The following is a 23184-nucleotide window of genomic DNA, read 5'->3' on the forward strand; positions in this document are numbered from 1 at the left end:
CTGCTATGAACACGTTACGTTATTTTGATTTTGGAGAATCACGCCATCTGTTTTTATTGATTGCCCGTATTGCGCTGGCAATTCTGTTTATTATTTTTGGCTTCCCTAAACTGACTGGGTTCGACGGTACCGTACAATATATGACGTCTCTCGGTACGCCTGCGCCGATGCTTGCCGCGATCATTGCCGTTGTCATGGAGGTTCCGGCAGCGATACTGATTGTGCTGGGCTTTTTCACTCGCCCGCTGGCAATCCTCTTCGTTTTCTATACGTTGGGTACCGCCGTGATCGGCCATCACTTCTGGAATATGACCGGTGATGCGGTGGGGCCGAATATGATTAACTTTTATAAGAATGTCAGTATTGCAGGCGGATTCCTGCTGCTGGCGCTGACGGGGCCGGGCGCGATCTCTATTGACCGGCGCTAAAAAGGAAAAAAGGCCGCATCAGGCGGCCTTTTGTTTGCAGCAAAACGGAATTATGCGTAAACCGGGAAGCGTGCGCAGATATCCAGAACTTTCCCTTTGATGCGCTCAATCACCGCTTCATCATTGATGTTGTCCAGCACGTCACACATCCAGCCCGCCAGTTCTTTGGCTTCAGCTTCTTTAAAGCCGCGACGCGTAATGGCCGGAGAACCGATACGGATACCGGAAGTGACGAACGGGCTCTTCGGATCGTTCGGCACACTGTTTTTGTTCACGGTGATATTGGCACGACCCAGCGCGGCGTCAGCTTCTTTACCGGTCAGGTTTTTGTCCACCAGATCCAGCAGGAACAGGTGGTTTTCAGTACCGCCGGACACCACTTTGTAGCCACGGTTCAGGAACACTTCCACCATCGCCTTGGCGTTTTTCGCAACCTGCTGCTGGTAGACTTTGAACTCTGGCTCCATCGCTTCTTTCAGTGCAACCGCTTTACCGGCAATCACGTGCATCAGCGGGCCGCCCTGGGCGCTTGGGAACACCGCGGAGTTCAGTTTTTTGTACAGCTCTTCGTCACCGCCTTTCGCCAGGATCAGGCCGCCGCGCGGACCGGCCAGCGTTTTGTGGGTGGTGGTGGTCACAACGTGCGCATGCGGAACCGGGTTCGGGTAAACGCCTGCGGCAATCAGACCCGCAACGTGGGCCATATCAACGAACAGGTACGCACCGATGCTGTCAGCGATTTCACGCATTTTTGCCCAGTCAACCACGCCGGAGTAGGCAGAGAAGCCGCCGATGATCATCTTCGGCTTGTGCTCTTTGGCCAGCTTCGCCATCTCTTCGTAGTCAATTTTACCGGACTCATCAATACCGTAAGGTACGATGTTGTACAGTTTGCCAGAGAAGTTAACCGGGGAGCCGTGAGTCAGGTGGCCGCCTTGCGCCAGGTTCATACCCAGAACGGTATCACCCGGTTGCAGCAGCGCGGTGTAGACCGCAAAGTTAGCCTGAGAGCCGGAGTGCGGCTGTACGTTAGCGTAGTCTGCGCCAAACAGTTCTTTCGCACGATCAATCGCCAGTTGCTCAACGATATCCACGTATTCGCAACCGCCGTAGTAGCGCTTGCCCGGATATCCTTCAGCGTATTTGTTGGTCAGCTGAGAGCCCTGCGCCTGCATGACGCGCGGACTGGTGTAGTTTTCGGAGGCGATCAGTTCGATGTGCTCTTCCTGACGTACTTTTTCCTGCTCCATAGCCTGCCACAGTTCGGCATCATAATCGGCAATGTTCATTTCACGCTTTAACATCCGCATCTCCTGACTCAGCTAACGATAGAATTTTTGGCCTTAAAAGGCGGTCCTGTTGGACAACGGGCAACAGTATAACTGAATCATTCTGCGATAACAGGTCTTGACAAAGGAATTTACGCAAACGATTACCTTCACACGACACAAGGCTTTGCGGAATGAAGACCTTACGAATTTCAACGGATTTCTTTTCAGGTTTGTGATGCAGATTTTTCACGTTGTAACGTTTAATACGTAAAGCGTCAAAGAACCATTTACAATGCAGGGGTATTTTTTATAAGATGCATTTGACATACATCATTAAAGATTCACATAAAGGAAGACCGTATGCTTGACGCCCAAACCATCGCCACTGTAAAAGCCACCATTCCCCTGCTGGTAGAAACAGGTCCCAAACTGACCGCCCATTTTTACGATCGCATGTTTGCTCATAACCCTGAACTCAAAGAAATTTTCAACATGAGTAACCAGCGTAATGGCGATCAACGTGAAGCTCTGTTTAATGCCATTGCCGCTTATGCCAGCAATATTGAGAATCTGCCCGCCCTGCTGCCTGCGGTTGAGAAAATCGCCCAGAAGCACACTAGCTTCCAGATCAAACCTGAGCAGTACAACATTGTCGGTACACACCTGCTGGCAACCCTCGACGAAATGTTCAGTCCGGGTCAGGAAGTGCTGGATGCGTGGGGCAAAGCCTACGGCGTGTTGGCGAATGTCTTTATCAACCGTGAAGCGCAAATCTACAGTGAAAACGCCAGTAAAACCGGTGGCTGGGAAGGCACGCGTCCGTTCCGTATCGTGGCGAAAACCCCGCGCAGCGCACTGATTACCAGCTTTGAATTTGAACCGGTAGATGGTGGCGCCGTGGCCGAATACCAGCCTGGCCAGTATCTTGGTGTCTGGCTGAAGCCGGAAGGCTTCCCGCATCAGGAGATTCGCCAGTATTCTCTGACCCATAAAGCGGATGGCAAAGGCTACCGTATTGCCGTTAAACGTGAAGAAGGCGGTCAGGTATCAAACTGGCTGCATAACCATGCAAACATCGGCGATGTCGTTCATCTGGCCGCGCCGGCTGGCGATTTCTTTATGGCGGTTGCCCGCGATACGCCGGTGTCTCTGATTTCTGCCGGCGTCGGTCAAACGCCCATGCTGGCAATGCTGGATACGCTGGCAAAAGCGAACCACACCGCGCAGGTCAACTGGTTCCACGCCGCGGAAAACGGCGCCGTCCATGCGTTTGCCGATGAAGTGAGTGAACTGGGTAAAACGCTGCCACGCTTTAGCGCCCATACCTGGTATCGTGAGCCAACCGAAGCCGATCGCGCGAAAGGCGCGTTTGATAACGTTGGGCTGATGGATTTGAACAAACTGGAAGGCGCAATCAGCGATCCGGCGATGCAGTTTTACCTGTGCGGCCCGGTTGGCTTTATGCAGTTTGCCGCGAAGCAGTTGGTTGAACTGGGCGTGAAAAACGAAAACATTCATTACGAATGCTTCGGCCCGCACAAGGTCTTGTAATTACGTCATGCCTGATGGCGCTGCACTTATCAGGCCTACGGGATGCTGTTGTAGGCCGGATAAGGCGTTTACGTCGTTATCCGGCAAGCACGGCGCGGCTTAAATTGCCGCGTCGTCTTCTTCTCCGGTACGGATACGCACCACGCGCGCCACATCAAAGACGAAAATTTTACCGTCGCCGATTTTGCCCGTCTGCGCCGTGCGAATAATGGTATCCACGCAGGTTTCAACGATATCGTCCGGTACGACGATTTCAATTTTCACCTTCGGCAGAAAATCCACCATATATTCCGCGCCACGGTACAGCTCGGTATGCCCTTTCTGACGCCCAAAGCCTTTCACTTCAGTGACGGTCATCCCGGTAATACCGACTTCAGCCAGCGCTTCACGCACATCATCGAGCTTGAAGGGTTTAATAATCGCATCAATCTTTTTCATGCTAGTCCTTGAAAAGGTCGCCTGTCTTTTAATCGGGTAAACGTAACATATTACGCTGAGTTATTCTTTGAAATCGTTTGCATCCAGCTCATGGCGTGACAGGAGTTTGTAGAACTCCGTCCGGTTACGGCCCGCCATTCTTGCCGCATGCGTCACATTGCCTTTGGTGATTTGCAGCAACTTGCGCAGATAGTTCAGTTCAAACTGGTTACGCGCTTCAACAAAAGTCGGCAGCGCGGTGTTTTCCCCTTCCAGCGCCTGTTCCACCAGCGCATCGCTGATCACCGGCGAAGAGGTCAGCGCCACACACTGTTCGATCACGTTCACCAGTTGACGCACGTTGCCCGGCCAACTGGCGGTCATCAGCCGCTTCATTGCATCCGTCGAAAACGCCCTCACAAACGGCTTATGCCGCTCCGCCGACTGGCGCAGCAGATGATTCGCCAGCAGCGGAATATCTTCTGTCCGCTCCGCCAACGCCGGGATTTTCAGACTCACCACGTTGAGGCGGTAGTATAAATCTTCACGAAACTCGCCGCGCGCCATCGCTTTCGGCAAGTCACGGTGGGTTGCCGAGATGATACGCACATCAATATCGATGTCGCGATTGCTGCCAAGCGGTCTGACTTTGCGCTCCTGCAAGACGCGCAGCAGTTTGACCTGTAGCGGCGCGGGCATATCGCCAATCTCGTCCAGGAACAGCGTCCCGCCTTCCGCCGCCTGAAACAGTCCCTCACGGTTGCTCACCGCGCCGGTAAACGCACCGCGCGAGTGGCCGAATAACTCCGACTCCAGCAATTGTTCCGGCAGCGCCCCACAGTTGATGGCAATAAACGGTTTGCTGCTGCGCGGGCTGGCATTGTGAATAGCCTGGGCGAAGATCTCTTTCCCGGTGCCGCTCTGACCATTGATCAACACGCTGACGTCGGACTGCGCCACCATCCGCGCCTGCTCCAACAGACGCAGCATCAGCGGGCTACGGGTCACAATCGATTCACGCCAGCTATCATCCGTGGCGGGCGCCGACTGCTCAAGCGCCTCGTCGATCGCCTGATACAGCGCATCTTTATCCACGGGTTTAGTCAGGAAGCTGAACACGCCTTTTTGCGTTGCCGCGACCGCATCCGGAATCGAACCGTGGGCGGTCAGAATGATGACCGGCATTCCCGGCTGCACCTTCTGGATCTCACTGAACAACTGCATGCCGTCCATCTCATCCATCCGCAGATCGCTTATCACCAGATCCACTTTTTCACGGTTCAGAACGCGCAGCCCTTCAGCCCCGCTCTCTGCGGTCACCACGCTATAGCCTTCACTGGTCAGACGCATGCCCAGCAGTTTTAACAAGCCAGGATCATCATCCACGAGCAGTAAATGCGCCGGTTTACGACTCATTATGGGGTCACCTCATCTTGTGATGGTTCCGGCGCTTGTCCCTCAGACTTGTCGCCGCCATGCGTCGCATCCGGATTGTAATTTCCCGCCGGTTTACGGGTGGAAAGCTGACGCTCGATATCGGTCAGGTTCTCCAGCTTGCGCGTGGTGAGATCGAGCTGTGCCTGAAGGTGCTGATGCTGCTGACGCAGCGTATCCAGATCGCCATCGGTCGTTTGCTGCAGTTTGCTGTAACGCTGGCGTTCTTCGGCAAGCTGGAGCTGTAACGACTGACCGTCACGCCAGATCTGATAAAGCGGACGCACCTGCGCCGGGATCTGCGGGCTGAACGCATCCAGCCGCGAGACGTTTTCGCGACGCTCCAGCGGCGTAATTTTGGCATTCGCCAGCAAGATGCCGCGCTTAAACGCGTTTTGCCAGCTGTCGTCACTCAGCGTACGGGCCTCGCTACGTGACTGCACGGGCAGCAGGCGATCTGCGCAGTCAATGGCGCGCAGCCAGTAAAGAGGGTTGGTATCTGTCGATTGCCCCTGCAATGCCCAGATATCAGTGCATTCAACCGACAGGTAATCCGCCAGCTGATATGTCGGGAGGGCATCCTGCGGCGCATCCCCGGTGATGTGCTTCACCGCATGCGGCGTACACCCCATCAGCGCAAGGCAAGGCATTCCCGCCAGGATGAACTGACGGGAGAATAGACGTTGGAAAATGTGAGAAAAAACGTGTGGCATATTCACCAGGCTTAGCATTATTTAGTCGTTTTTCGTTGCAGATAACGGCAGTTCTATGCGGAAGCAAACCTCTTGCGCCTGTTCATCGACAAGATACAGCTCCCCCTGCATACGGCGGATACAATCTCTGGCGATACTTAGCCCCAGTCCGCTCCCTTTCACTGCCCCTTTCCGTTGATGACTTCCCTGGAAAAAAGGTTCGAAAATCATAGTTCTTTCCGCTTCAGGAATAGGGGTTCCGGTATTGATAACATCGATATACACCGTTGATCCCTGTAAGCGGCTGCGAATACGGATGTTACCGGATTCAGCCCCATAGTGCACCGCATTGGAATAAAGATTATCCAGTACGCTCATCAGTAACATCGGCTCGGCCAGACAGCGATCGGCCGCCAGTTCAATGTCGGTATGCATCATTTTAGCGCGAGCCGGTAGACTATGAGCGGAAACCACCATATCCACCAGCGGTTCAATCTCCACGCTTTCCATTTCAATGGCGCTATCCGCCAGCTTGCGGTTGTAATCAAGCAGTTGCTCAATCAATTTCTGCAGGTTACGGCTGCTGTCATCGAGAATGCCAACCACCTCTTTTTGTTCCGGCGTCAGCGGCCCCACCACCTGGTCCGCCAGCAGTTCGGTGCCTTCACGCATGCTGGCCAATGGGGTTTTGAGCTCATGGGAGAGATGGCGCAAAAATTGATGGCGTTGAGACTCCAGCCAGGAGAGGCGCTCGCTCAACCAGATGATCCGTTGTCCAACGGAACGCAGTTCGCGCGGTCCGGCAAAAGTGACGGTATTGCCCAGCGATCGCCCTTCCCCCAGACGATTGATCATCCGCTCGATGCCCTTTACCGGCCCGATAATCATCCGCGTGAACAGCAGCACCATCGCCAGACTCACCAGAAACAATACCAGCGCCTGCCAGCCGAAGAACTGCCCGCGCTCGGCAATCTCTTGTTGTAACTGCTGCCCGCGAGAGAAAACCACGGTACGCGTCGCTTGCACCATTTCGGTATTGGCGTTGGCAAATGCTTCCAGTCGCGCGGCGGCGGCGGTATCGGGCCCGCTGTTACGGCATTGCAGTTGCGCCAGGTCGTTCAGATCCTGGCGCAACGCCTGATACAGCTTATCGTCAGGCAGAACGCCCGCATGGGCGTCCAGCATTTCACTGTAGCGTTTGCGCTGGCTCTGATACACCTTCGCCAGCGTCGGATCGTCAAGCACGCAATACTGACGATAGCTGCGCTCCATCTCCAGGGCGGCATTGGTCATCGCCTCACTGCGGCGCGCGTCGATAAGGGTAGTACGGTTCGTCAGCGCCGCCTGGGCGCTAAGCGCGTTCAGGCTTTGCCACGCCTGCCAGGCGAGGACCAGCAGCGGTAGCAGGATCAGCAGGAATGCCAGCGTCACCAGTTGGCGTAATGACCGGGGAAAAACAGACCAGCGCTTCAATGCGTTACTCTCACAGGAGATGAATAGAACGATGCTAACTGAGGGGAACGCCAGATACAACAAAGCCGGGCTGAACCCGGCTTTGTTATGGAATAAGGCGGTGCCTAACTCGACGTTTCGCCCGATGGTTGATAAAGCAGCGCTATTATCAGAAGTTGGACGGCAGGCACCTTGTTGTGCGTCATTCGAAGTTTATGTAGCACGTCCCGAAGGGGCTGACATAAGAAGGTGAATGAGCCACTGGTTACTATTATGCAGTAACTATGCCAATATTCAAAACAAATCATTAACATACTGAATTTGATTGGTTTTTATTGATAATTATCTGATTAATACCGTGAGCAATTTTCAAACAAACTGTCGCCGATTAGCAACACCTTAAACACAATGTATTTGTCGTCATAAAAATCAATAAGTTAAATGTCTCCTTTTAGAGACATCTCTTATGCGCATTTGTCGTGAATTCCCGACAGGCCGAATTAGCGATAGTGATTATAAAGATACGCGAGGCACACTACATGACGACTCAGCACCTTCGCGCCTAACCCTGACTGACCCGAGGACCACGGATGCACATGCAGCCAGCGAACAAAGGCATCGCTGGCGCGCAGAGAAACCGGGGCAATATTCCCGGCCTGCTTTTGCCCGGTTAATGAGCAGACGATCTTATCCGCTCCGCCGCAACTCCACCGTTGCCAGACGTTGTTCCACCACCCAATGTTCCAGTTGCCTGTCAGTCTGTACTCCGCCTCTGTCCCGAATGGCGGGTTGGCGTCTTCCAGCACAAACCACAGATTCGTCGTACCACGCTGCACTTCTGCTGACCACGCCGTAATCGCTGCGCCACGCAGCACGCACTCGTGCGCAAGGTAGTGATCGGTGATAGCCGGAAACCGCCGTTTCAACCGCTGGAAATGACCGTGAATCGCGATCACGGGGCGAAGGATACACCCGCGATCGTTGCGTTTCAGTCGCGCACTGCCATAGTGAATCTCATCAAACTGACGTCTTTGCATGAACTGCATTTCCTGCCAGCGAAGGAACTCCTCCGAGCACTCATGCGCCATTTGCGGCGCAGGGTTCGCCGAACCGATATAAAGCAAGGCGTCGCCAACCGCTTCATCACTGTAGTTGGTCGTGACCTGGAGAATACGACCAGAACAGGCATCAGCGCTGATCACCACATACAGCCGCTGTTCTGCCGCCTGCCCCTGGAAAGGCAATGTCAGAACCTTTGTCGCAACGCGTTTCACGTCAATGGTGGCGTGATGCAGTTGCTGTTCACACCAGTCAACCGCTTTCGCCAACAGCCGATATTGCGTGGTCTCTGCCGCGTAATCACCCAACTGAAGTCGCAAAAGAAACGGCTCGACGGTACGTTCAAAACGGGCTTTCGTCTGTCGGGGAGTGAAAACCGCCCGGCAGAGACGGCACTGGAATCGTCCATGACCTGCCTGCGTACGCCCATAGCGAGTCACGTCGGTGGCAGAACAATGCGGACATTCCGTTCCAGTTACGCCAGGCTTATTTTCCATTAACAGCGCAAACCAGTGATTAAATTCACTCTCATTAAATAAAGGTGGAAGACTTCCACATTTTTGGCATTCCAGCGCCGCATAGCCCAGACGATAAACGGGATAAATATAGTCAGCCGCCTCCGCAACGCCGAGATTGGGGCATGACCAACTTTTGCAGACATTGAGATGTATTTTGTGCTGGCTTTTCATTTCATTCAACCAACTGATTTTGTCAGTCGAATGACTCTGGCGGTTATTCAGATTAACTGTCGTGAGGAGCCTCACAAAATCCAGGCAAGCGGAAACGACAATAGCACTCTCATTTTTACTTTAAGGATAAAGAATGAAAAAACGATTGATTGCCTCGTTACTCATCGCAGGATATGTGGGGTATGCCTGCGCGCAGGATGTTACCGTCATCTATACCAATGACCTCCACGCCCACGTTGAACCGTATAAGCTGCCGTATATCGCTGAAGGTAAACGGGAGGTTGGCGGCTTTGCCAATATCTCCACGCTGGTGAAACAAGAAAAAGCCAAAAATAAAGCGACCTTTTATTTTGATGCCGGTGATTATTTTACCGGGCCCTATATCAGTAGTCTGACCAAAGGGAAGGCCATCATCGATATTATGAATACGATGTCGGTCGATGCCGCCTCCGTTGGCAATCACGAATTTGATCATGGCTGGGATAATACGTTACTGCAGCTCAGCCAGGCGAAATTTCCCATTTTATTGGGTAACGTATTTTTCCAGAATAGTAGTATATCCTTCTGGAATAAGCCTTACACGATTGTGGAAAAGGACGGCGTGAAAATAGGCGTCATTGGATTACACGGTGTATTTGCCTTTGATGATACGGTTTCCGCGGCCATGCGTCAGGGGATTGAGGCACGTGATGAAGTCAAGTATCTGCAGCGCTATCTGGATGAACTCCGCGGAAAAGTGGATATCACCGTCGCTTTAATGCATGAAGGGACGCCGGCGCGCCAGTCCAGTATCGGCAATGCGGACGTCAGACGCGCGCTGGATAAAGATATTCAGACCGCAAAACAGGTAAAAGGCCTCGACCTGCTGATTACCGGGCACGCGCATGTGGGAACGCCAGAACCGATTAAAGTGGGCAATACGCTCATCCTCTCAACCGACAGCGGCGGTATTGATATCGGGAAACTGGTGCTGGATGTGAATACAAAAACCCATCGCCACACGGTTAAAAGCTTTGAGCTCAAAACCGTTTATGCGGATGAATGGAAACCGGATCCGACCACTCAGCAGGTGATTGATGGCTGGAACAAAAAGCTGACTGAAACCGTGAGCCAAAAAGTGGGTGAAACGCCGATTGCGCTGACCCGAGCATATGGCGAGTCATCCCCGTTGGGTAATCTGTTTACCGATGCCATGCTGGTCGCCGCGCCAGATGCACAGCTCGCACTGACCAATTCTGGCGGTTTACGCGCCGATTTGAACCCTGGCACCATCACGCTTGGCGATATCATCAGCACATTCCCATTCCCGAATGAATTAACCGTGATGGATTTAACCGGTAAATCATTACGCAGCCTGATGGAACACGGCGCGTCTCTGAGCAACGGCGTATTGCAGATGTCGAAAGGCGCGGAAATGCACTACGACCCGAGTAAACCGGTCGGCCAGCGCGTTACGCTGTTCACGCTTAACGGTAAAGCGATCGTCGATACGCAAACCTATCGTGTCGCCACCAACAGTTTCCTCTCCCCGGGCGGAGACGGCTTTATGGCCTTTACCGAAGGTAAGAATAGCCAGGTCAGCGGCGGATATAACCTCTCTGATGCGGTGATTGATTACCTGAAAAAAGGCAACACCATCAACCCGCAACAGGTGAATGAAATGCGCGTACAGGAAGTCAAAAAATAACCGGTCCCTGATGTAAAAAAAAAGCCCGGTGGCATTCACCGGGCTTTCATCATGGCGGGTACCTTATCCTAACTGCTTGCGCGCGTTACGGAAGATACGCATCCATGGACCGTCCTCGCCCCAGTTTTCCGGGTGCCATGAGTTGCTGACGGTACGGTACACACGTTCCGGATGCGGCATCATCACCGTCACACGACCACTTTCCGTGGTGACCGCGGTAATACCATTCGGCGAGCCATTCGGGTTAGCCGGGTAGGTTTCCGTCACGTTGCCGAAGTTATCGACAAAGCGTAGCGCCACCAGACCTTTGCTTTCCAGTGCCGCCAGATGGGCTGCATCGCGAACTTCAACACGCCCTTCCCCGTGCGAGACGGCGATAGGCATCATTGACCCGACCATGCCCTGCAGCAACAGAGACGGGCTCTGGGTCACTTCCACCAGGCTGAAGCGGGCTTCAAAGCGATCCGAATGGTTACGCACAAAGCGCGGCCACAGGTCACTGCCCGGGATCAGTTCGCGCAAATTCGACATCATCTGACAGCCGTTGCACACGCCCAGCGCCAGCGTCTGTGGGCGATGGAAGAAGGTTTCGAACTCATCGCGCACGCGGTTGTTGAACAGGATTGATTTCGCCCAGCCCTCACCCGCGCCCAGAACATCGCCGTAAGAGAAGCCACCGCAGGCTACCAGCGCCTGGAAGTTGCCCAGACCGGTACGGCCACCGAGCAGATCGCTCATGTGCACGTCAATCGCGTCAAAGCCTGCACGCTGGAACGCCGCAGCCATTTCTACGTGGGAGTTCACCCCTTGCTCACGCAGTACCGCCACTTTCGGACGCGCCCCGGTCGCAATATACGGTGCGGCGATATCTTCATTGAGTTCAAACGTCAGCTTCGCGCTCAGGCCTGGATCGGCATCGTTGGTTTTAGCATCGTGCTCCTGATCGGCGCACTCCGGGTTATCACGCAGACGCTGCATCTGCCAGGTGGTTTCTGCCCACCAGATGCGAAGCTGAGTGCGGCTTTCACTGAAGACGGTCTGACCGTTGGCTTCGATAACAAAACGATCGCCCGTGACGGCCTGCCCCAGGTAATGTACGCAATCACCCAGACCGTGTTGCGCCAGCAGCGCTTCCACCGCCTCGCGATCCTCGGCGCGAACCTGAATTACCGCGCCCAGCTCTTCGTTAAACAGCGCCGCCAGACGATCGTCGCCCAGCGCCGCGATATCCGCCTGAATACCGCAGTGACCGGTGAAGGCCATTTCAGCCAGCGTCACCAGCAGGCCGCCGTCGGAACGGTCGTGATAAGCCAGCAGTTTACGTTGCGCCACCAGCGCCTGCATCGCGTCGTAGAAGCCTTTCAGTTGCGCGACGTCACGCACATCTGCCGGTGTATCGCCAAGCTGACGGTACACTTGCGCCAGCGCCGTCGCACCCAGCGCGTTATGGCCACGACCCAGATCGATCAGCAGCAGCGCGTTGTCTTCAGTGGAAAGCTGCGGGGTGATGGTATGACGCACATCTTCCACGCGGGCAAAAGCGGAAATCACCAGCGACAGCGGCGAGGTCATTTCGCGCTGTTCATTACCTTCCTGCCAACGGGTTTTCATCGACATCGAGTCTTTACCCACCGGAATGGTCAGACCCAGCGCCGGGCAGAGTTCTTCACCGACCGCTTTCACCGCTTCATACAGACCCGCATCTTCACCCGGATGACCGGCTGCGGCCATCCAGTTGGCGGAAAGCTTAATGCGTTTGATATCGCCAATCTGCGTTGCCGCGATATTGGTCAATGCTTCCCCAACCGCCAGACGGGCAGAGGCGGAGAAGTCGAGCAACGCCACTGGCGCACGTTCGCCGATCGACATCGCTTCACCGTAGTAGCTGTCGAGGCTGGCGGTGGTCACCGCGCAGTTCGCCACCGGCACCTGCCACGGACCGACCATCTGATCGCGAGACACCATCCCGGTCACGGTACGGTCGCCAATGGTGACCAGGAAGGTTTTTTCCGCCACCGTCGGCAGATGCAGAACGCGTTTAACAGCATCCGCAATGGTGATGTCAGCACGATTCAGTGCCTCACCTTTCGCCTTCAGCGTCTGAACGTCGCGGGTCATCTTCGGCGTTTTACCGAGCAGCACGTCAAGCGGCAGATCGATAGGCTGGTTGTCGAAGTGGCGATCGTTTAGCGACAGATGCTGTTTTTCGGTTGCCTCACCAATCACCGCATACGGCGCGCGCTCGCGCTTACACAGCTCGTCGAACAGCGGCAGTTGATCCGCCGCCACGGCCAGCACGTAACGTTCCTGGGACTCGTTACACCAGATTTCCAGCGGGCTCATACCCGGCTCATCGCTGAGGATGTCACGCAGTTCGAATTTACCGCCGCGTCCGCCGTCGCTAACCAGTTCTGGCATCGCGTTCGACAGACCACCGGCGCCAACGTCGTGGATAAACAGGATCGGGTTGGCGTCACCCAACTGCCAGCAGCGGTCGATCACTTCCTGGCAGCGGCGTTCCATCTCCGGGTTATCACGCTGTACCGAGGCGAAATCAAGATCCGCGTCAGACTGGCCGGAAGCCATCGAGGAAGCCGCGCCGCCGCCCAGGCCGATATTCATCGCCGGACCGCCGAGAACGATCAGTTTCGCCCCGACGACGATCTCGCCTTTCTGCACGTGATCGGCACGGATGTTACCAATCCCGCCCGCCAGCATGATCGGCTTGTGATAGCCGCGCAGTTCTTCGCCGTTATGGCTGGTCACTTTTTCTTCGTAAGTACGGAAATAGCCGTTCAGCGCCGGACGACCAAATTCATTGTTAAACGCCGCGCCGCCCAGCGGGCCTTCGGTCATGATATCCAGCGCGGTCACAATACGCTCCGGCTTGCCGAAGTCTTCCTCCCACGGCTGCTCAAAGCCCGGAATGCGCAGGTTAGAAACGGAGAAGCCTACCAGACCCGCTTTTGGCTTCGCGCCGCGTCCGGTAGCCCCTTCATCACGGATTTCACCGCCGGAACCGGTCGCCGCACCCGGCCACGGAGAGATCGCCGTCGGGTGGTTATGGGTTTCCACTTTCATCAGGATGTGCGCCGGCTCCTGGTGGAAGTCATAGCGACCGGTCGCGTGGTCGGCAAAGTAACGCCCCACTTCAGACCCTTCCATCACGGCCGCGTTGTCTTTATAAGCGGAAAGCACATGATCCGGCGTGGTTTCAAAGGTGTTTTTGATCATCTTGAACAGTGACTTCGGCTGTTGCTTGCCATCGATGATCCAGTCGGCGTTGAAAATCTTGTGGCGGCAGTGCTCAGAGTTCGCCTGCGCAAACATGTAGAGTTCGATATCGTTCGGGTTGCGCCCCAGTCGGGTAAACGCATCCTGCAGGTAATCAATTTCGTCATCCGCCAGCGCCAGACCGAGACGCAGGTTAGCGTCAATCAGCGCCTGACGGCCTTCACCCAGCAGGTCAACGCTTGCAACCGGCGCTGGCTGATGGTGAGCAAACAGTTTTTCCGCGTCAGTTAATGAAGAAAACACCGTTTCCATCATCCGATCGTGCAGCTCGGCGGCAACCCACTGCCACTGCTCAGCGCTCAGCGTGGAGGCTTCAACGTAATAAGCGACGCCGCGTTCCAGACGGTCAATCTGTTGCAGACCGCAGTTATGGGCGATATCTGTCGCTTTGGAAGACCAGGGGGAGATGGTGCCAGGGCGAGGCATCACCAGTAGCAGTTTCCCTTCCGGGGTGTGGCTGCTCAGGCTGGGACCGTATTTCAGCAGACGGGCAAGCTGCGCGTGCTCATCCTCGTTCAACGGCGCGTTCAGGTCAGCGAAATGGACGTACTCGGCGTAAATGTTGCTTACCTGGAGGTTGGCAGCCTGAAAACGTGCCAGCAGTTTGTTAATACGGAATGCGGACAGTGCAGGCGAACCACGCAGAATTTCCATCATAAGTCTCTCGTCTTCTAAGCTTTCGGTGTGCCCAAGTGGGGAAACGGGCGTCATTATAAAGAATCTGAGCCGCCGACGAAACCGTTTGCGTCGAAATAAAATCACCCCACGTTGTTGTCATACGATGCTACCGATTGCTCTAATTAGTTGCCAACTGGCGCAAGTTTAAGCAAAATGCCGCTCATTGATGAATACTCCTGGTCTTTCTATTCCTTTTCCCATCCTGAGGCAACGCACGGTTCAGAGAATTAACTAATTGAAAAAATTAAAGATTAATTATCTGTTCATCGGCATATTGACGCTGCTGCTGGCTGCGGCCCTCTGGCCCTCTATCCCCTGGTTCGGTAAAGCCGATAATCGTATCGCCGCGATCCAGTCGCGGGGAGAGTTGCGCGTGAGCACGATTGAGTCACCGCTCACCTGGGCGAAACTCGACGGTAAGCCGTACGGGCTCGATTACGAGCTGGCTCAGCAGTTCGCCAGTTATCTGGGCGTAAAGCTGAAGATTACCGTCCGCCAGAACATCAGCCAGCTGTTTGACGATCTGGATAATGGTGACGCCGACCTGCTGGCGGCCGGGCTGGTCTACAACAGTGAACGAGTGAAAAATTATCAGCCGGGACCGACCTACTATTCGGTGTCCCAGCAACTGGTCTACAAAGTGGGCCAGTATCGTCCCCGTACATTGGGCAGCGTGACGGAAAGTCAGCTCACTATCACCCCGGGGCATGTGGTGGCGAACGATCTACAAACCCTGAAACAGACAAAATACCCTGAGCTGAGCTGGCGGATCGATGAAAAAAAAGGCTCAACGGAACTGCTTGATGCGGTGATTGCCGGACAGCTGGATTACACCATTGCCGACTCTGTCGCCATCAGCCTTTATCAGCGCGTTCACCCCGAACTGGCCGTGGCGCTGGATATCACCGACGAACAGCCGGTGACCTGGTTTAGTCCGCTGGATGATGACAACACGCTGTCTGCCGCCCTGCTCGATTTCTTCAACGGTATGAATGAGGACGGCTCCCTGGCGCGTCTCGAAGAAAAGTATCTGGGGCACGGCGATGATTTTGACTATGTCGATACCCGCACCTTTCTGCGCGCGGTTGATGCCATGCTCCCCGACCTGAAACCACTGTTTGAAAAACACGCCCAGGAGATTGACTGGCAGCTGCTTGCGGCGATCTCCTGGCAGGAATCGCACTGGGATCCGCAGGCCACATCGCCAACCGGCGTGCGTGGCATGATGATGCTCACCAAAAACACCGCGCAAAGTCTCGGTCTGACCGACAGAACCGATCCTGAACAGAGCATCAGCGGTGGAGCACGCTATTTACAGGACATGATGAGTAAAGTACCGGACACTGTGCCCGAGAACGAACGCATCTGGTTTGCGCTGGCGGCCTATAACATGGGTTATGCGCATATGCTTGATGCGCGAGCGCTGACGGCCAAAACGAAGGGAAACCCGGACAGTTGGGCGGACGTCAAACAGCGTCTGCCGTTGCTCAGTCAAAAACAGTATTACAGCAAGCTGACCTACGGCTATGCGCGCGGACATGAGGCTTATGCCTACGTTGAAAACATCCGTAAATATCAGATAAGCCTGCAGGGCTATTTACAGGAGAAAGAAAAGCAACTGGCTGAAGAGATGAAACTGGCTGAAGAGTATCCGGTCGTCTCGCCAACGGAATTTGGCAAACAGCGGCGACCACTCGCCGCCTTCCTGTCGCAATCGTCATCCAGTTATCTGACGCACTCGCCGTCGCTGCTGCGTTTACCGCAGAAGAAAGAAGAGAAAGAGTAAACAGAGCCGCAATGACTACTGGCTTGCGGCTTTCTTCAACGCTTTGATCTCCTGACGGCGCATGCGGAAGAAATCGCTGAGCAGCGTCGCACACTCCTCACGCAGGATCCCCTCGGTTACCTCAACACGATGATTCATTCCCGGATGATGCAGAACATCCATCAGCGAACCGGCCGCGCCGGTTTTGGCATCGCGCGCGCCGAACACCACATGGCGGATACGGCTGTGCACCATCGCGCCGGCGCACATGACGCACGGCTCAAGGGTCACATATAGCGTCGCGTCAATCAGACGATAATTTTGCAGGACGAGACCACCCTGGCGTAGCGCCATGATCTCTGCGTGCGCGGTGGGATCGTGATGGCCAATCGGGCGGTTCCACCCTTCACCAATCACGCGATTGTTGTGCACCAATACGGCACCGACCGGGACTTCACGTTCATCCCAGGCGCGCTTCGCCAGCGTTAACGCATGACGCATCCAGTATTCGTGGCTAAATTCAACATCTGACAAAAGGGTTACTCCGGTAATCATTGCGGGCGCATTATACAGGGTTGCTATACACAAAATCATTCGAGTTGCATCAAGGCGGCAACGGAGAGAATCCCCTGGAGCTTACATAAGTCAGTGACAGGGGTGAACGAAGACAGCCAACGCTGAGGCAGCTTGAAGGATAAAGTGTATATCCCCTTCGTCTTTCAACTATTCCAGTTGCTGGAGTTCTCCACGAGGCGTGACGCGCCAGCGGTGCTGGCAAAAATAGAGTAGCGGGTTGTCCTGATTGCTGTCGCTGTAGCCGCTGTAAAGGCGCAGCGGCGTGCCGATTTTACGCTCCAGTTGCGCGACTTTTTCATGCCCCAGACAGCGCAGGGTCAGCACCCAACCGCCGTACCCCCGCGTCATCTGGCTGGCGATCAGATTCACGCGCGGCAGCCACGGCGTATCAACATAGACCTGTTCTACCAGCGACTGCGGCGAACCGGTGATGAGCCAGATATCGGCATCGGAGCTGAGCAGATAGGTGGTCAGACGCTCCTGGACCTGAGGAAACGCCGTGACGCTCTGCCGGAACCACTGAACAAAATCGGCCTGCCTGGCCTGTAGACTGGCTTCGGTGTGACCGAAGGTACATCCCCACAGCAACAGGCTCATCGGCCAGCGCGCGGCGCGTCCTTTGATCAGTAACGCGCCGACAATCACGGGCAACAACGGCAGCACAAGCAGCGCATTCAGCGGCTGGCGACGCAACAGATAGCGCAGGAAACTGCCGAACATATCCTGCTGATGTAACGTACCATCCAAATCAAAAAAAACGACACGACGCGCGTGATTGGTCAAACCTTACTCCTCGGGATCGTTGAATCCTAACAGCCAGGTAAACAGGAACCCGGCTATCACTGCTACTAAATAGCCTAACAGATAGAACATCACTTTTCCGGCAACAATCGTTAACGCCAGCGGCAATCCGGAAATACCGAAGGTGATCACGGTGGCGACCTTCCAGTAGCTGATCAGCGCTCCGCCTACTGCGCCGCCAAGACAGGCGCCAATAAACGGTTTGCCCAACGGTAGCGTGACGCCAAAAATCAACGGTTCACCAATACCGAGTAATCCTACCGGTAACGCCCCCTTAATCACTTTTTTCAACCGCGCGTTACGGGTTTTCATCAGCACGGCAATTGCCGCCCCCACCTGCCCGACGCCCGCCATCGCCAGAATGGGAAAGAGCGCGTTATAGCCATGCGCCTGCACCAGCTCAACGTGAATCGGCACCAGCCCCTGATGCAGCCCTGTCAGCACCAATGGCAGGAAGGTTCCCGCCAAAACCGCGCCCACCAGAAAGCCGCCGCGATCAATAGCCCACGACGCGCCGTGCGCGATCGATTCCGAAATCCAGCCGCCAAGCGGTTGCAACGCCACAATCGCAATCGTGCCGGTGATGATCGTCGTCAGCAGAGGATTGAGGATCAGCTCCAGCGAACCCGGCAAAATGTCACGGAACTTACGCTCAATCCAGCACATCAGCGCCACCACCAGCAGCACGGCGATAACCCCGCCGCGGCCTGGCTGTAGCGCTTCGCCAAAGAGGGTAATTTGCGCCAGTTGCGGACTCGACAGAATACCCGCCATCACGCCGCCCATCGCCAGCGAACCGCCGAAGACTTTGGCAGTATTCACCCCCACCAGAATGTTCATGATGGCGAAGACCGCACTGCCGAAGATCCCCATCAACCCCAGCATGTTGGGGTAATGGGTGGCGAAATCGCCGACAATATCCGGGCGTTTGAAAATGTTAATGATGCCGGTGATTAAACCGGAGGCGATAAACGCCGGGATCAGGGGAATAAATACGTTCGCCAGCTTGCGTAGCGCATCGCTCATTGGCGCTTTGTACTTCGCTTTCGCCTGCGATTTCGTGCGCTCAATGTCATCGTCTGACTGGCGCTCTCCTCCCTGCGCCAGCTGCGAGCGCATAGCATCAACAACCTTTGCTGCTTTGCCAGGCCCGACGATGAGCTGATGCTGCGCCCCCTGCTTCACGTAGCCACTGACGCCCGGTAGCTGTTTCAGATGCGGGATATCCAGCACCGTATCGTCTTTCACTTCCACCCGGACGCGCGTCATGCAATTTTCCAGACGCAGAATATTTTGTTCTCCGCCTATTCCCAGCAGAATGTCGCTGGCAAGGGTCGCCGTCTTATCCATAGTTACCTCGATGAATCTGCTAACGCAGCGCGTAAGAATCCCTGATGGGCGGCCAGCTTCTCGCGCGCCGCATTAGCGTTAAGGCCGCTCAGCGCCATAAGAATGGCCGGTTTCACGTCAAAATCGGTCTGTCTGAGCAGCGTTTCCGCTTCTGCGCGCTCAATACCAGTGGCTTCAACCACCATTCGGCACGCGCGGTCCATCAGTTTGATATTGGTGGCTTTCATATCCACCATCAGGTTCTGGTACACCTTGCCAAACTTCACCATCGCCCCGGTGGAGATCATATTGAGCACCAGCTTTTGCGCGGTGCCGGATTTCAACCGCGTTGAGCCCGTCAGCGCCTCCGGCCCTACCACGGGTGAAATCGCGATATCCGCTTCCTGCGCAATCGGCGAGTCAGGATTACAGGAGACAGCGACCGTGGTACAACCCGTTTTGCGGGCATATTTCAGCCCACCGATGACATACGGCGTACGCCCTGATGCCGCCAGCCCGACCACCAGATCCTGCGGCGCGAGGTTCAGGGCAATAAGATCGTCTTCACCGAGCTGCGCATTGTCTTCTGCCCCTTCAACGGCCTTCAGCAATGCTCCCGGTCCACCGGCGATCAGCCCCACCACCAGCCCGTGAGGAACGCCAAACGTCGGTGGGCATTCAGACGCATCCAGCACGCCGAGTCGCCCGCTGGTCCCGGCGCCCATATAGATAATCCGGCCACCGGATTTTAACGCTTCAGCCGCGGCATCGACGGTGCTCGCAACATCGGGCAATGTTGCTTTTACTGCTTCCGCTACCAGCGTATCCTGTTGATTAAAACGGTGAACCAGATCCAGCGTCGATAACGCATCGAGGTCCATTGTTTGCGGATTACGGGTTTCTGATACTAAAGCGCCGAGATTCATATTTGCTCCTCAGGAATTTTTAATTCATATTAAACGCCAATAATGGAATATAATATTCGTGCAGGCGAGTGAAATTTCATTTTGTCGCCGCCATCACGTTTTCGTCGGGAGAGACCATGAACTGTTTGATTCGCATCCGCCAGCGCTACCCGGGATTTGCGCAGAGCGATAAAAAACTCGCGGACTACCTTCTGATACAACCCGACGCCGCCCGCCACCTCAGCTCTCAGCAACTGGCGGCTGAAGCGGGCGTTAGCCAGTCGAGCGTGGTGAAGTTCGCACAAAAGCTCGGCTATAAGGGATTCCCGGCGTTGAAACTGGCGATCAGCGAAGCGCTGGTCAGCAACCCGAACCCACATTCGGTGCCGGTGCATAACCAGATTCGTGGCGACGATCCCCTGCGTCTGGTCGGCGAGAAACTGATTAAAGAGAATATGGCGGCGATGCATGCCACGCTGGATGTCAACACGGAAGAGAAGCTGAGCGAAAGCGTGACGATGCTGCGTAACGCCCGTCGGATCGTGTTGACCGGGATTGGCGCATCCGGCCTGGTGGCGCAGAATTTTGCCTGGAAGCTGATGAAAATCGGCCTGAACGCCATTGTTGAGCGCGATATGCATGCGCTGCTGGCCACGGTTCAGGCGCTGACGCCGGACGATCTGCTGCTGGCGATTTCCTATAGCGGTGAACGTCGGGAACTGAACCTGGCGGCAGAAGAGACTTTACGCGTCGGCGGGCAGATCCTGGCGATCACCGGTTTCACCCCCAATGGGCTTCAGCAGCGCGCCAGCCACTGCCTGTATACCATCGCGGAAGAACAGGCCACCCGCAGTGCGGCGATCTCTTCAACCCACGCGCAGATGATGCTCACCGATCTGCTTTTTATGGCGCTGGTACAGCAGGATCTGGAGCACGCGCCTGAACGTATTCGCCACAGTGAGGCGCTGGTAAAAAAACTGGTCTGAGCAGAGAATGCGCGTATAATGCCCGCCCGGTTTGTGTTGTTTTGAGAGTTTCCTGATGGCCCTGTTAATCACTAAAAAATGCATTAATTGCGATATGTGCGAACCCGAATGCCCGAATGAGGCCATTTCAATGGGTGACAGCATCTATGAGATTAACAGCGACAAATGCACTGAGTGTGTCGGTCATTACGACACGCCCACCTGCCAGAAGGTGTGCCCGATCCCTAATACGATCCTCAAAGACCCGGCACATGTCGAAACGGAAGAACAGCTGTGGGACAAGTTTGTCCAGATGCACCACGCCGATAAAATCTAACTTTCGATAATGACCGTGGCGCAGGCATAGTGACGTTCATCGGCCAGCGTCACGTGCATATGCGCAACGCCCAGTTTTTCCGCCAGCGCTAACGCCTCTCCCCACAACCGCAGGCGCGGTTTACCGAGCGTGTCGTTAAACACTTCAAACTGATTAAACGCCAGCCCGTTGCGAATACCGGTACCAAAGGCTTTCGCGGCCGCCTCTTTGACGGCAAAGCGTTTTGCCAGAAAACGCACCGGCTGCTGATGCGTTTCCCAGATAGCCCACTCGTTAGCGCTGAGCACTCGTCTGGCTAGCCGGTCACCGGAACGGGAGATCACCGCTTCAATGCGCGCAATCTCCACGATATCGGTGCCTAATCCAAGGATGGCCATTAGCCGCGCGCTTCCAGCATCAGACGTTTCATTTCCGCGACGGCCTCTTTCAACCCGCTCATCACCGCACGACCGATAATCGCATGACCGATATTCAGCTCGTGCATTTCCGGCAGTGCGGCGATAGCTTTGACGTTATGATAGGTCAGCCCGTGGCCCGCATTAACCTTCAGCCCCAGGCTTGCGGCGAAGGTGGCGGCTTTCGCGATGCGCGCCAGTTCCTGTGCCTGTTCCGCATCGGTTTTCGCATCCGCATAGCAGCCGGTATGAATTTCAATGTACGGCGCGCCGACGTCAGCCGCCGCCTTGATTTGCGCGTCATCGGCGTCAATGAACAGCGACACGAGGATCCCGGCGTCAGCCAGACGTTTACAGGCATCACGCATTTTATCGCGCTGCCCGGCCACATCCAGACCGCCTTCGGTGGTTACTTCCTGACGCTTTTCCGGCACCAGGCAGCAAAAATGGGGTTTGGTTTCAACGGCAATCGCCAGCATCTCTTCCGTCACCGCCATTTCCAGGTTCATACGCGTGTCCAGCGTCTGGCGCAGAATGCGGACATCGCGGTCGGTAATATGGCGGCGATCTTCACGTAAATGGACGGTGATGCCATCGGCCCCCGCCTGCTCGGCAATGAATGCCGCCTGAACCGGATCCGGATATGCGGTACCGCGTGCATTACGTAACGTGGCAATGTGGTCAATGTTGACGCCTAACAGTAATTCAGCCATGACAATCCTCGTGATTTTATGTTCTCTTCGGCATGAACTGCCGGAATAATTCGCGGCTCTTTAAGGGTTTACCACCAAGATACGGCTTCAGCGCTATGCGGGTAAAGCGTTTCGCCGCACGTAGCGTATCAGCATCCGGAAATTCGCGTTCTGCCAGCGCCCGCAGATGACGTCCGGTAAAGGTGCTGTTGTCAATTACAATGCTGGCGATGAAGCCTTTTTCTTCGCGATAGCGGTAGGTCATGGTGTCATCCACCGGTTCGCCGCTGCCCGCACAGTGCAGAAAATCGACCCCGTAACCGAGGTGGCCGAGTAGCGCCAGTTCAAAACGACGCAGCACGGGCTCCGGCGTTCCCGTTGCCCCTGCCAGTGCCTGAATGCAGTGCAGGTAATCGAAAAAGAGTTCAGAAAAGCGGGTTTCGTGCTCCAGCACGCGGGCGAGCAGTTCGTTGACATACAGGCCGCTGTACAGCGTGATGCCGCTCAGAGGGAGCGCCAGAGAAACGGCTTCCGCGCTACGCAGCGTTTTGACTTCGCCACGTCCGCCAAAGCGGACTAACAGGGGGGTAAAAGGCTGGAGGGCACCTTTCAGATTAGAGCGTTTAGAACGTGCGCCTTTGGCAACAAGGCGCACGCGACCCGACTCTTCCGTGAAGACGTCCAGCATCAGGCTGGTTTCGCTCCAGGGGCGACTATGCAGGACAAATGCGCGCTGCCAGCCCTCCATCATACTCGTCGCCTGTTCG

Annotated in this window: 20 protein-coding genes; 6 read left to right on the forward strand and 14 right to left on the reverse strand. The window is 55.3% G+C overall.

Annotation, left to right across the window (positions count from 1 at the left end; translation table 11 throughout):
* Positions 1 to 5 precede the first annotated feature (5 nt).
* Positions 6 to 428: a DoxX family protein gene (locus tag AL479_RS02825; protein ID WP_061074986.1), complete on the forward strand. Its 423-nt coding sequence runs from the start codon at positions 6 to 8 to the stop codon at positions 426 to 428.
* A gap of 50 nt (positions 429 to 478) precedes the next feature.
* Here the strand turns inward: AL479_RS02825 and glyA are convergent, their stop codons facing one another.
* Entirely contained in the window at positions 479 to 1732 is a 1254-nt protein-coding gene (glyA, locus tag AL479_RS02830; protein ID WP_061074987.1) for a serine hydroxymethyltransferase, read from the reverse strand.
* A 327-nt stretch (positions 1733 to 2059) separates the two neighbouring features.
* On the opposite strand from glyA, the gene hmpA reads away from it, so the two are divergent.
* The gene (gene hmpA, locus AL479_RS02840; RefSeq protein ID WP_061074988.1) at positions 2060 to 3250 is read left to right on the forward strand and encodes an NO-inducible flavohemoprotein; all 1191 of its coding nucleotides are present in this window, start codon (positions 2060 to 2062) and stop codon (positions 3248 to 3250) included.
* A gap of 99 nt (positions 3251 to 3349) precedes the next feature.
* Here hmpA and glnB read toward each other — a convergent pair whose 3' ends face one another.
* The 5 genes from glnB to AL479_RS02870 all read right to left on the reverse strand — a co-directional run bounded on the left by glnB (position 3350) and on the right by AL479_RS02870 (position 8993).
* The gene (gene glnB / locus AL479_RS02850) at positions 3350 to 3688 is read right to left on the reverse strand and encodes a nitrogen regulatory protein P-II (protein ID WP_012906673.1); all 339 of its coding nucleotides are present in this window, start codon (positions 3686 to 3688) and stop codon (positions 3350 to 3352) included.
* A gap of 60 nt (positions 3689 to 3748) precedes the next feature.
* Positions 3749 to 5083, reverse strand: a complete 1335-nt coding sequence (gene glrR / locus AL479_RS02855) for a two-component system response regulator GlrR (RefSeq protein ID WP_086512879.1) — start codon at positions 5081 to 5083, stop codon at positions 3749 to 3751.
* The gene (gene qseG, locus AL479_RS02860) at positions 5083 to 5814 is read right to left on the reverse strand and encodes a two-component system QseEF-associated lipoprotein QseG (protein WP_061074989.1); all 732 of its coding nucleotides are present in this window, start codon (positions 5812 to 5814) and stop codon (positions 5083 to 5085) included. The genes glrR and qseG overlap by 1 nt, the downstream gene beginning before the upstream one ends.
* Before the next feature lie 21 nt (positions 5815 to 5835).
* Positions 5836 to 7266, reverse strand: a complete 1431-nt coding sequence (gene qseE, locus AL479_RS02865) for a two component system sensor histidine kinase QseE/GlrK (protein WP_061074990.1) — start codon at positions 7264 to 7266, stop codon at positions 5836 to 5838.
* 479 nt (positions 7267 to 7745) lie between these two features.
* Complete coding sequence (locus AL479_RS02870; RefSeq protein ID WP_061074991.1) at positions 7746 to 8993, reverse strand: IS1 family transposase; 1248 nt, start codon at positions 8991 to 8993, stop codon at positions 7746 to 7748.
* Positions 8994 to 9126: 133 nt separating this feature from the next.
* On the opposite strand from AL479_RS02870, the gene AL479_RS02875 reads away from it, so the two are divergent.
* Complete coding sequence (locus tag AL479_RS02875) at positions 9127 to 10680, forward strand: bifunctional metallophosphatase/5'-nucleotidase (protein ID WP_061074992.1); 1554 nt, start codon at positions 9127 to 9129, stop codon at positions 10678 to 10680.
* Positions 10681 to 10743: 63 nt separating this feature from the next.
* On the opposite strand, the gene purL is transcribed toward AL479_RS02875, so the two are convergent.
* Positions 10744 to 14631, reverse strand: coding sequence for a phosphoribosylformylglycinamidine synthase (gene purL / locus AL479_RS02880; protein WP_061074993.1), 3888 nt, complete (start codon positions 14629 to 14631; stop codon positions 10744 to 10746).
* A gap of 256 nt (positions 14632 to 14887) precedes the next feature.
* Here purL and mltF point away from each other — a divergent pair, with 256 nt between their 5' ends.
* Positions 14888 to 16438: a membrane-bound lytic murein transglycosylase MltF gene (gene mltF / locus AL479_RS02885; protein ID WP_061074994.1), complete on the forward strand. Its 1551-nt coding sequence runs from the start codon at positions 14888 to 14890 to the stop codon at positions 16436 to 16438.
* A gap of 15 nt (positions 16439 to 16453) precedes the next feature.
* Here mltF and tadA read toward each other — a convergent pair whose 3' ends face one another.
* The 4 genes from tadA to murQ all read right to left on the reverse strand — a co-directional run bounded on the left by tadA (position 16454) and on the right by murQ (position 20049).
* Positions 16454 to 17011 (reverse strand): tRNA adenosine(34) deaminase TadA, encoded by a 558-nt coding sequence (gene tadA / locus AL479_RS02890; protein WP_081093633.1) that lies wholly within the window; start codon positions 17009 to 17011, stop codon positions 16454 to 16456.
* A gap of 129 nt (positions 17012 to 17140) precedes the next feature.
* Entirely contained in the window at positions 17141 to 17776 is a 636-nt protein-coding gene (gene yfhb / locus AL479_RS02895) for a phosphatidylglycerophosphatase C (protein WP_061074995.1), read from the reverse strand.
* 3 nt (positions 17777 to 17779) lie between these two features.
* Positions 17780 to 19144, reverse strand: coding sequence for a PTS transporter subunit EIIC (locus tag AL479_RS02900; protein WP_061074996.1), 1365 nt, complete (start codon positions 19142 to 19144; stop codon positions 17780 to 17782).
* A gap of 2 nt (positions 19145 to 19146) precedes the next feature.
* A complete protein-coding gene (murQ, locus tag AL479_RS02905; RefSeq protein ID WP_061074997.1) occupies positions 19147 to 20049 on the reverse strand; it encodes an N-acetylmuramic acid 6-phosphate etherase in 903 nt (300 codons plus the stop codon).
* Between the two features lie 116 nt (positions 20050 to 20165).
* Here murQ and AL479_RS02910 point away from each other — a divergent pair, with 116 nt between their 5' ends.
* Positions 20166 to 21014 carry a MurR/RpiR family transcriptional regulator gene (locus AL479_RS02910; RefSeq protein ID WP_061074998.1) on the forward strand — a complete coding sequence of 283 codons (849 nt, stop codon included), beginning with the start codon at positions 20166 to 20168 and terminating at the stop codon, positions 21012 to 21014.
* Between the two features lie 55 nt (positions 21015 to 21069).
* The gene (locus AL479_RS02915) at positions 21070 to 21330 is read left to right on the forward strand and encodes a YfhL family 4Fe-4S dicluster ferredoxin (protein ID WP_042999785.1); all 261 of its coding nucleotides are present in this window, start codon (positions 21070 to 21072) and stop codon (positions 21328 to 21330) included.
* On the opposite strand, the gene acpS is transcribed toward AL479_RS02915, so the two are convergent.
* Genes acpS through recO form a run of 3 tightly spaced genes read right to left on the reverse strand, consistent with a single transcriptional unit; the run spans position 21327 to position 23165 of the window.
* The gene (gene acpS / locus AL479_RS02920; RefSeq protein ID WP_061074999.1) at positions 21327 to 21707 is read right to left on the reverse strand and encodes a holo-ACP synthase; all 381 of its coding nucleotides are present in this window, start codon (positions 21705 to 21707) and stop codon (positions 21327 to 21329) included. The two genes, AL479_RS02915 and acpS, sit on opposite strands and share 4 nt — an antisense overlap.
* The gene (gene pdxJ, locus AL479_RS02925) at positions 21707 to 22438 is read right to left on the reverse strand and encodes a pyridoxine 5'-phosphate synthase (RefSeq protein WP_061075000.1); all 732 of its coding nucleotides are present in this window, start codon (positions 22436 to 22438) and stop codon (positions 21707 to 21709) included. The genes acpS and pdxJ overlap by 1 nt, the downstream gene beginning before the upstream one ends.
* Positions 22439 to 22454: 16 nt before the next feature.
* Positions 22455 to 23165 carry a DNA repair protein RecO gene (gene recO, locus AL479_RS02930; RefSeq protein WP_061077916.1) on the reverse strand — a complete coding sequence of 237 codons (711 nt, stop codon included), beginning with the start codon at positions 23163 to 23165 and terminating at the stop codon, positions 22455 to 22457.
* Positions 23166 to 23184 lie beyond the last annotated feature (19 nt).

The organism is Citrobacter amalonaticus (assembly GCF_001559075.2).
Lineage (GTDB): Bacteria > Pseudomonadota > Gammaproteobacteria > Enterobacterales > Enterobacteriaceae > Citrobacter_A > Citrobacter_A amalonaticus_F.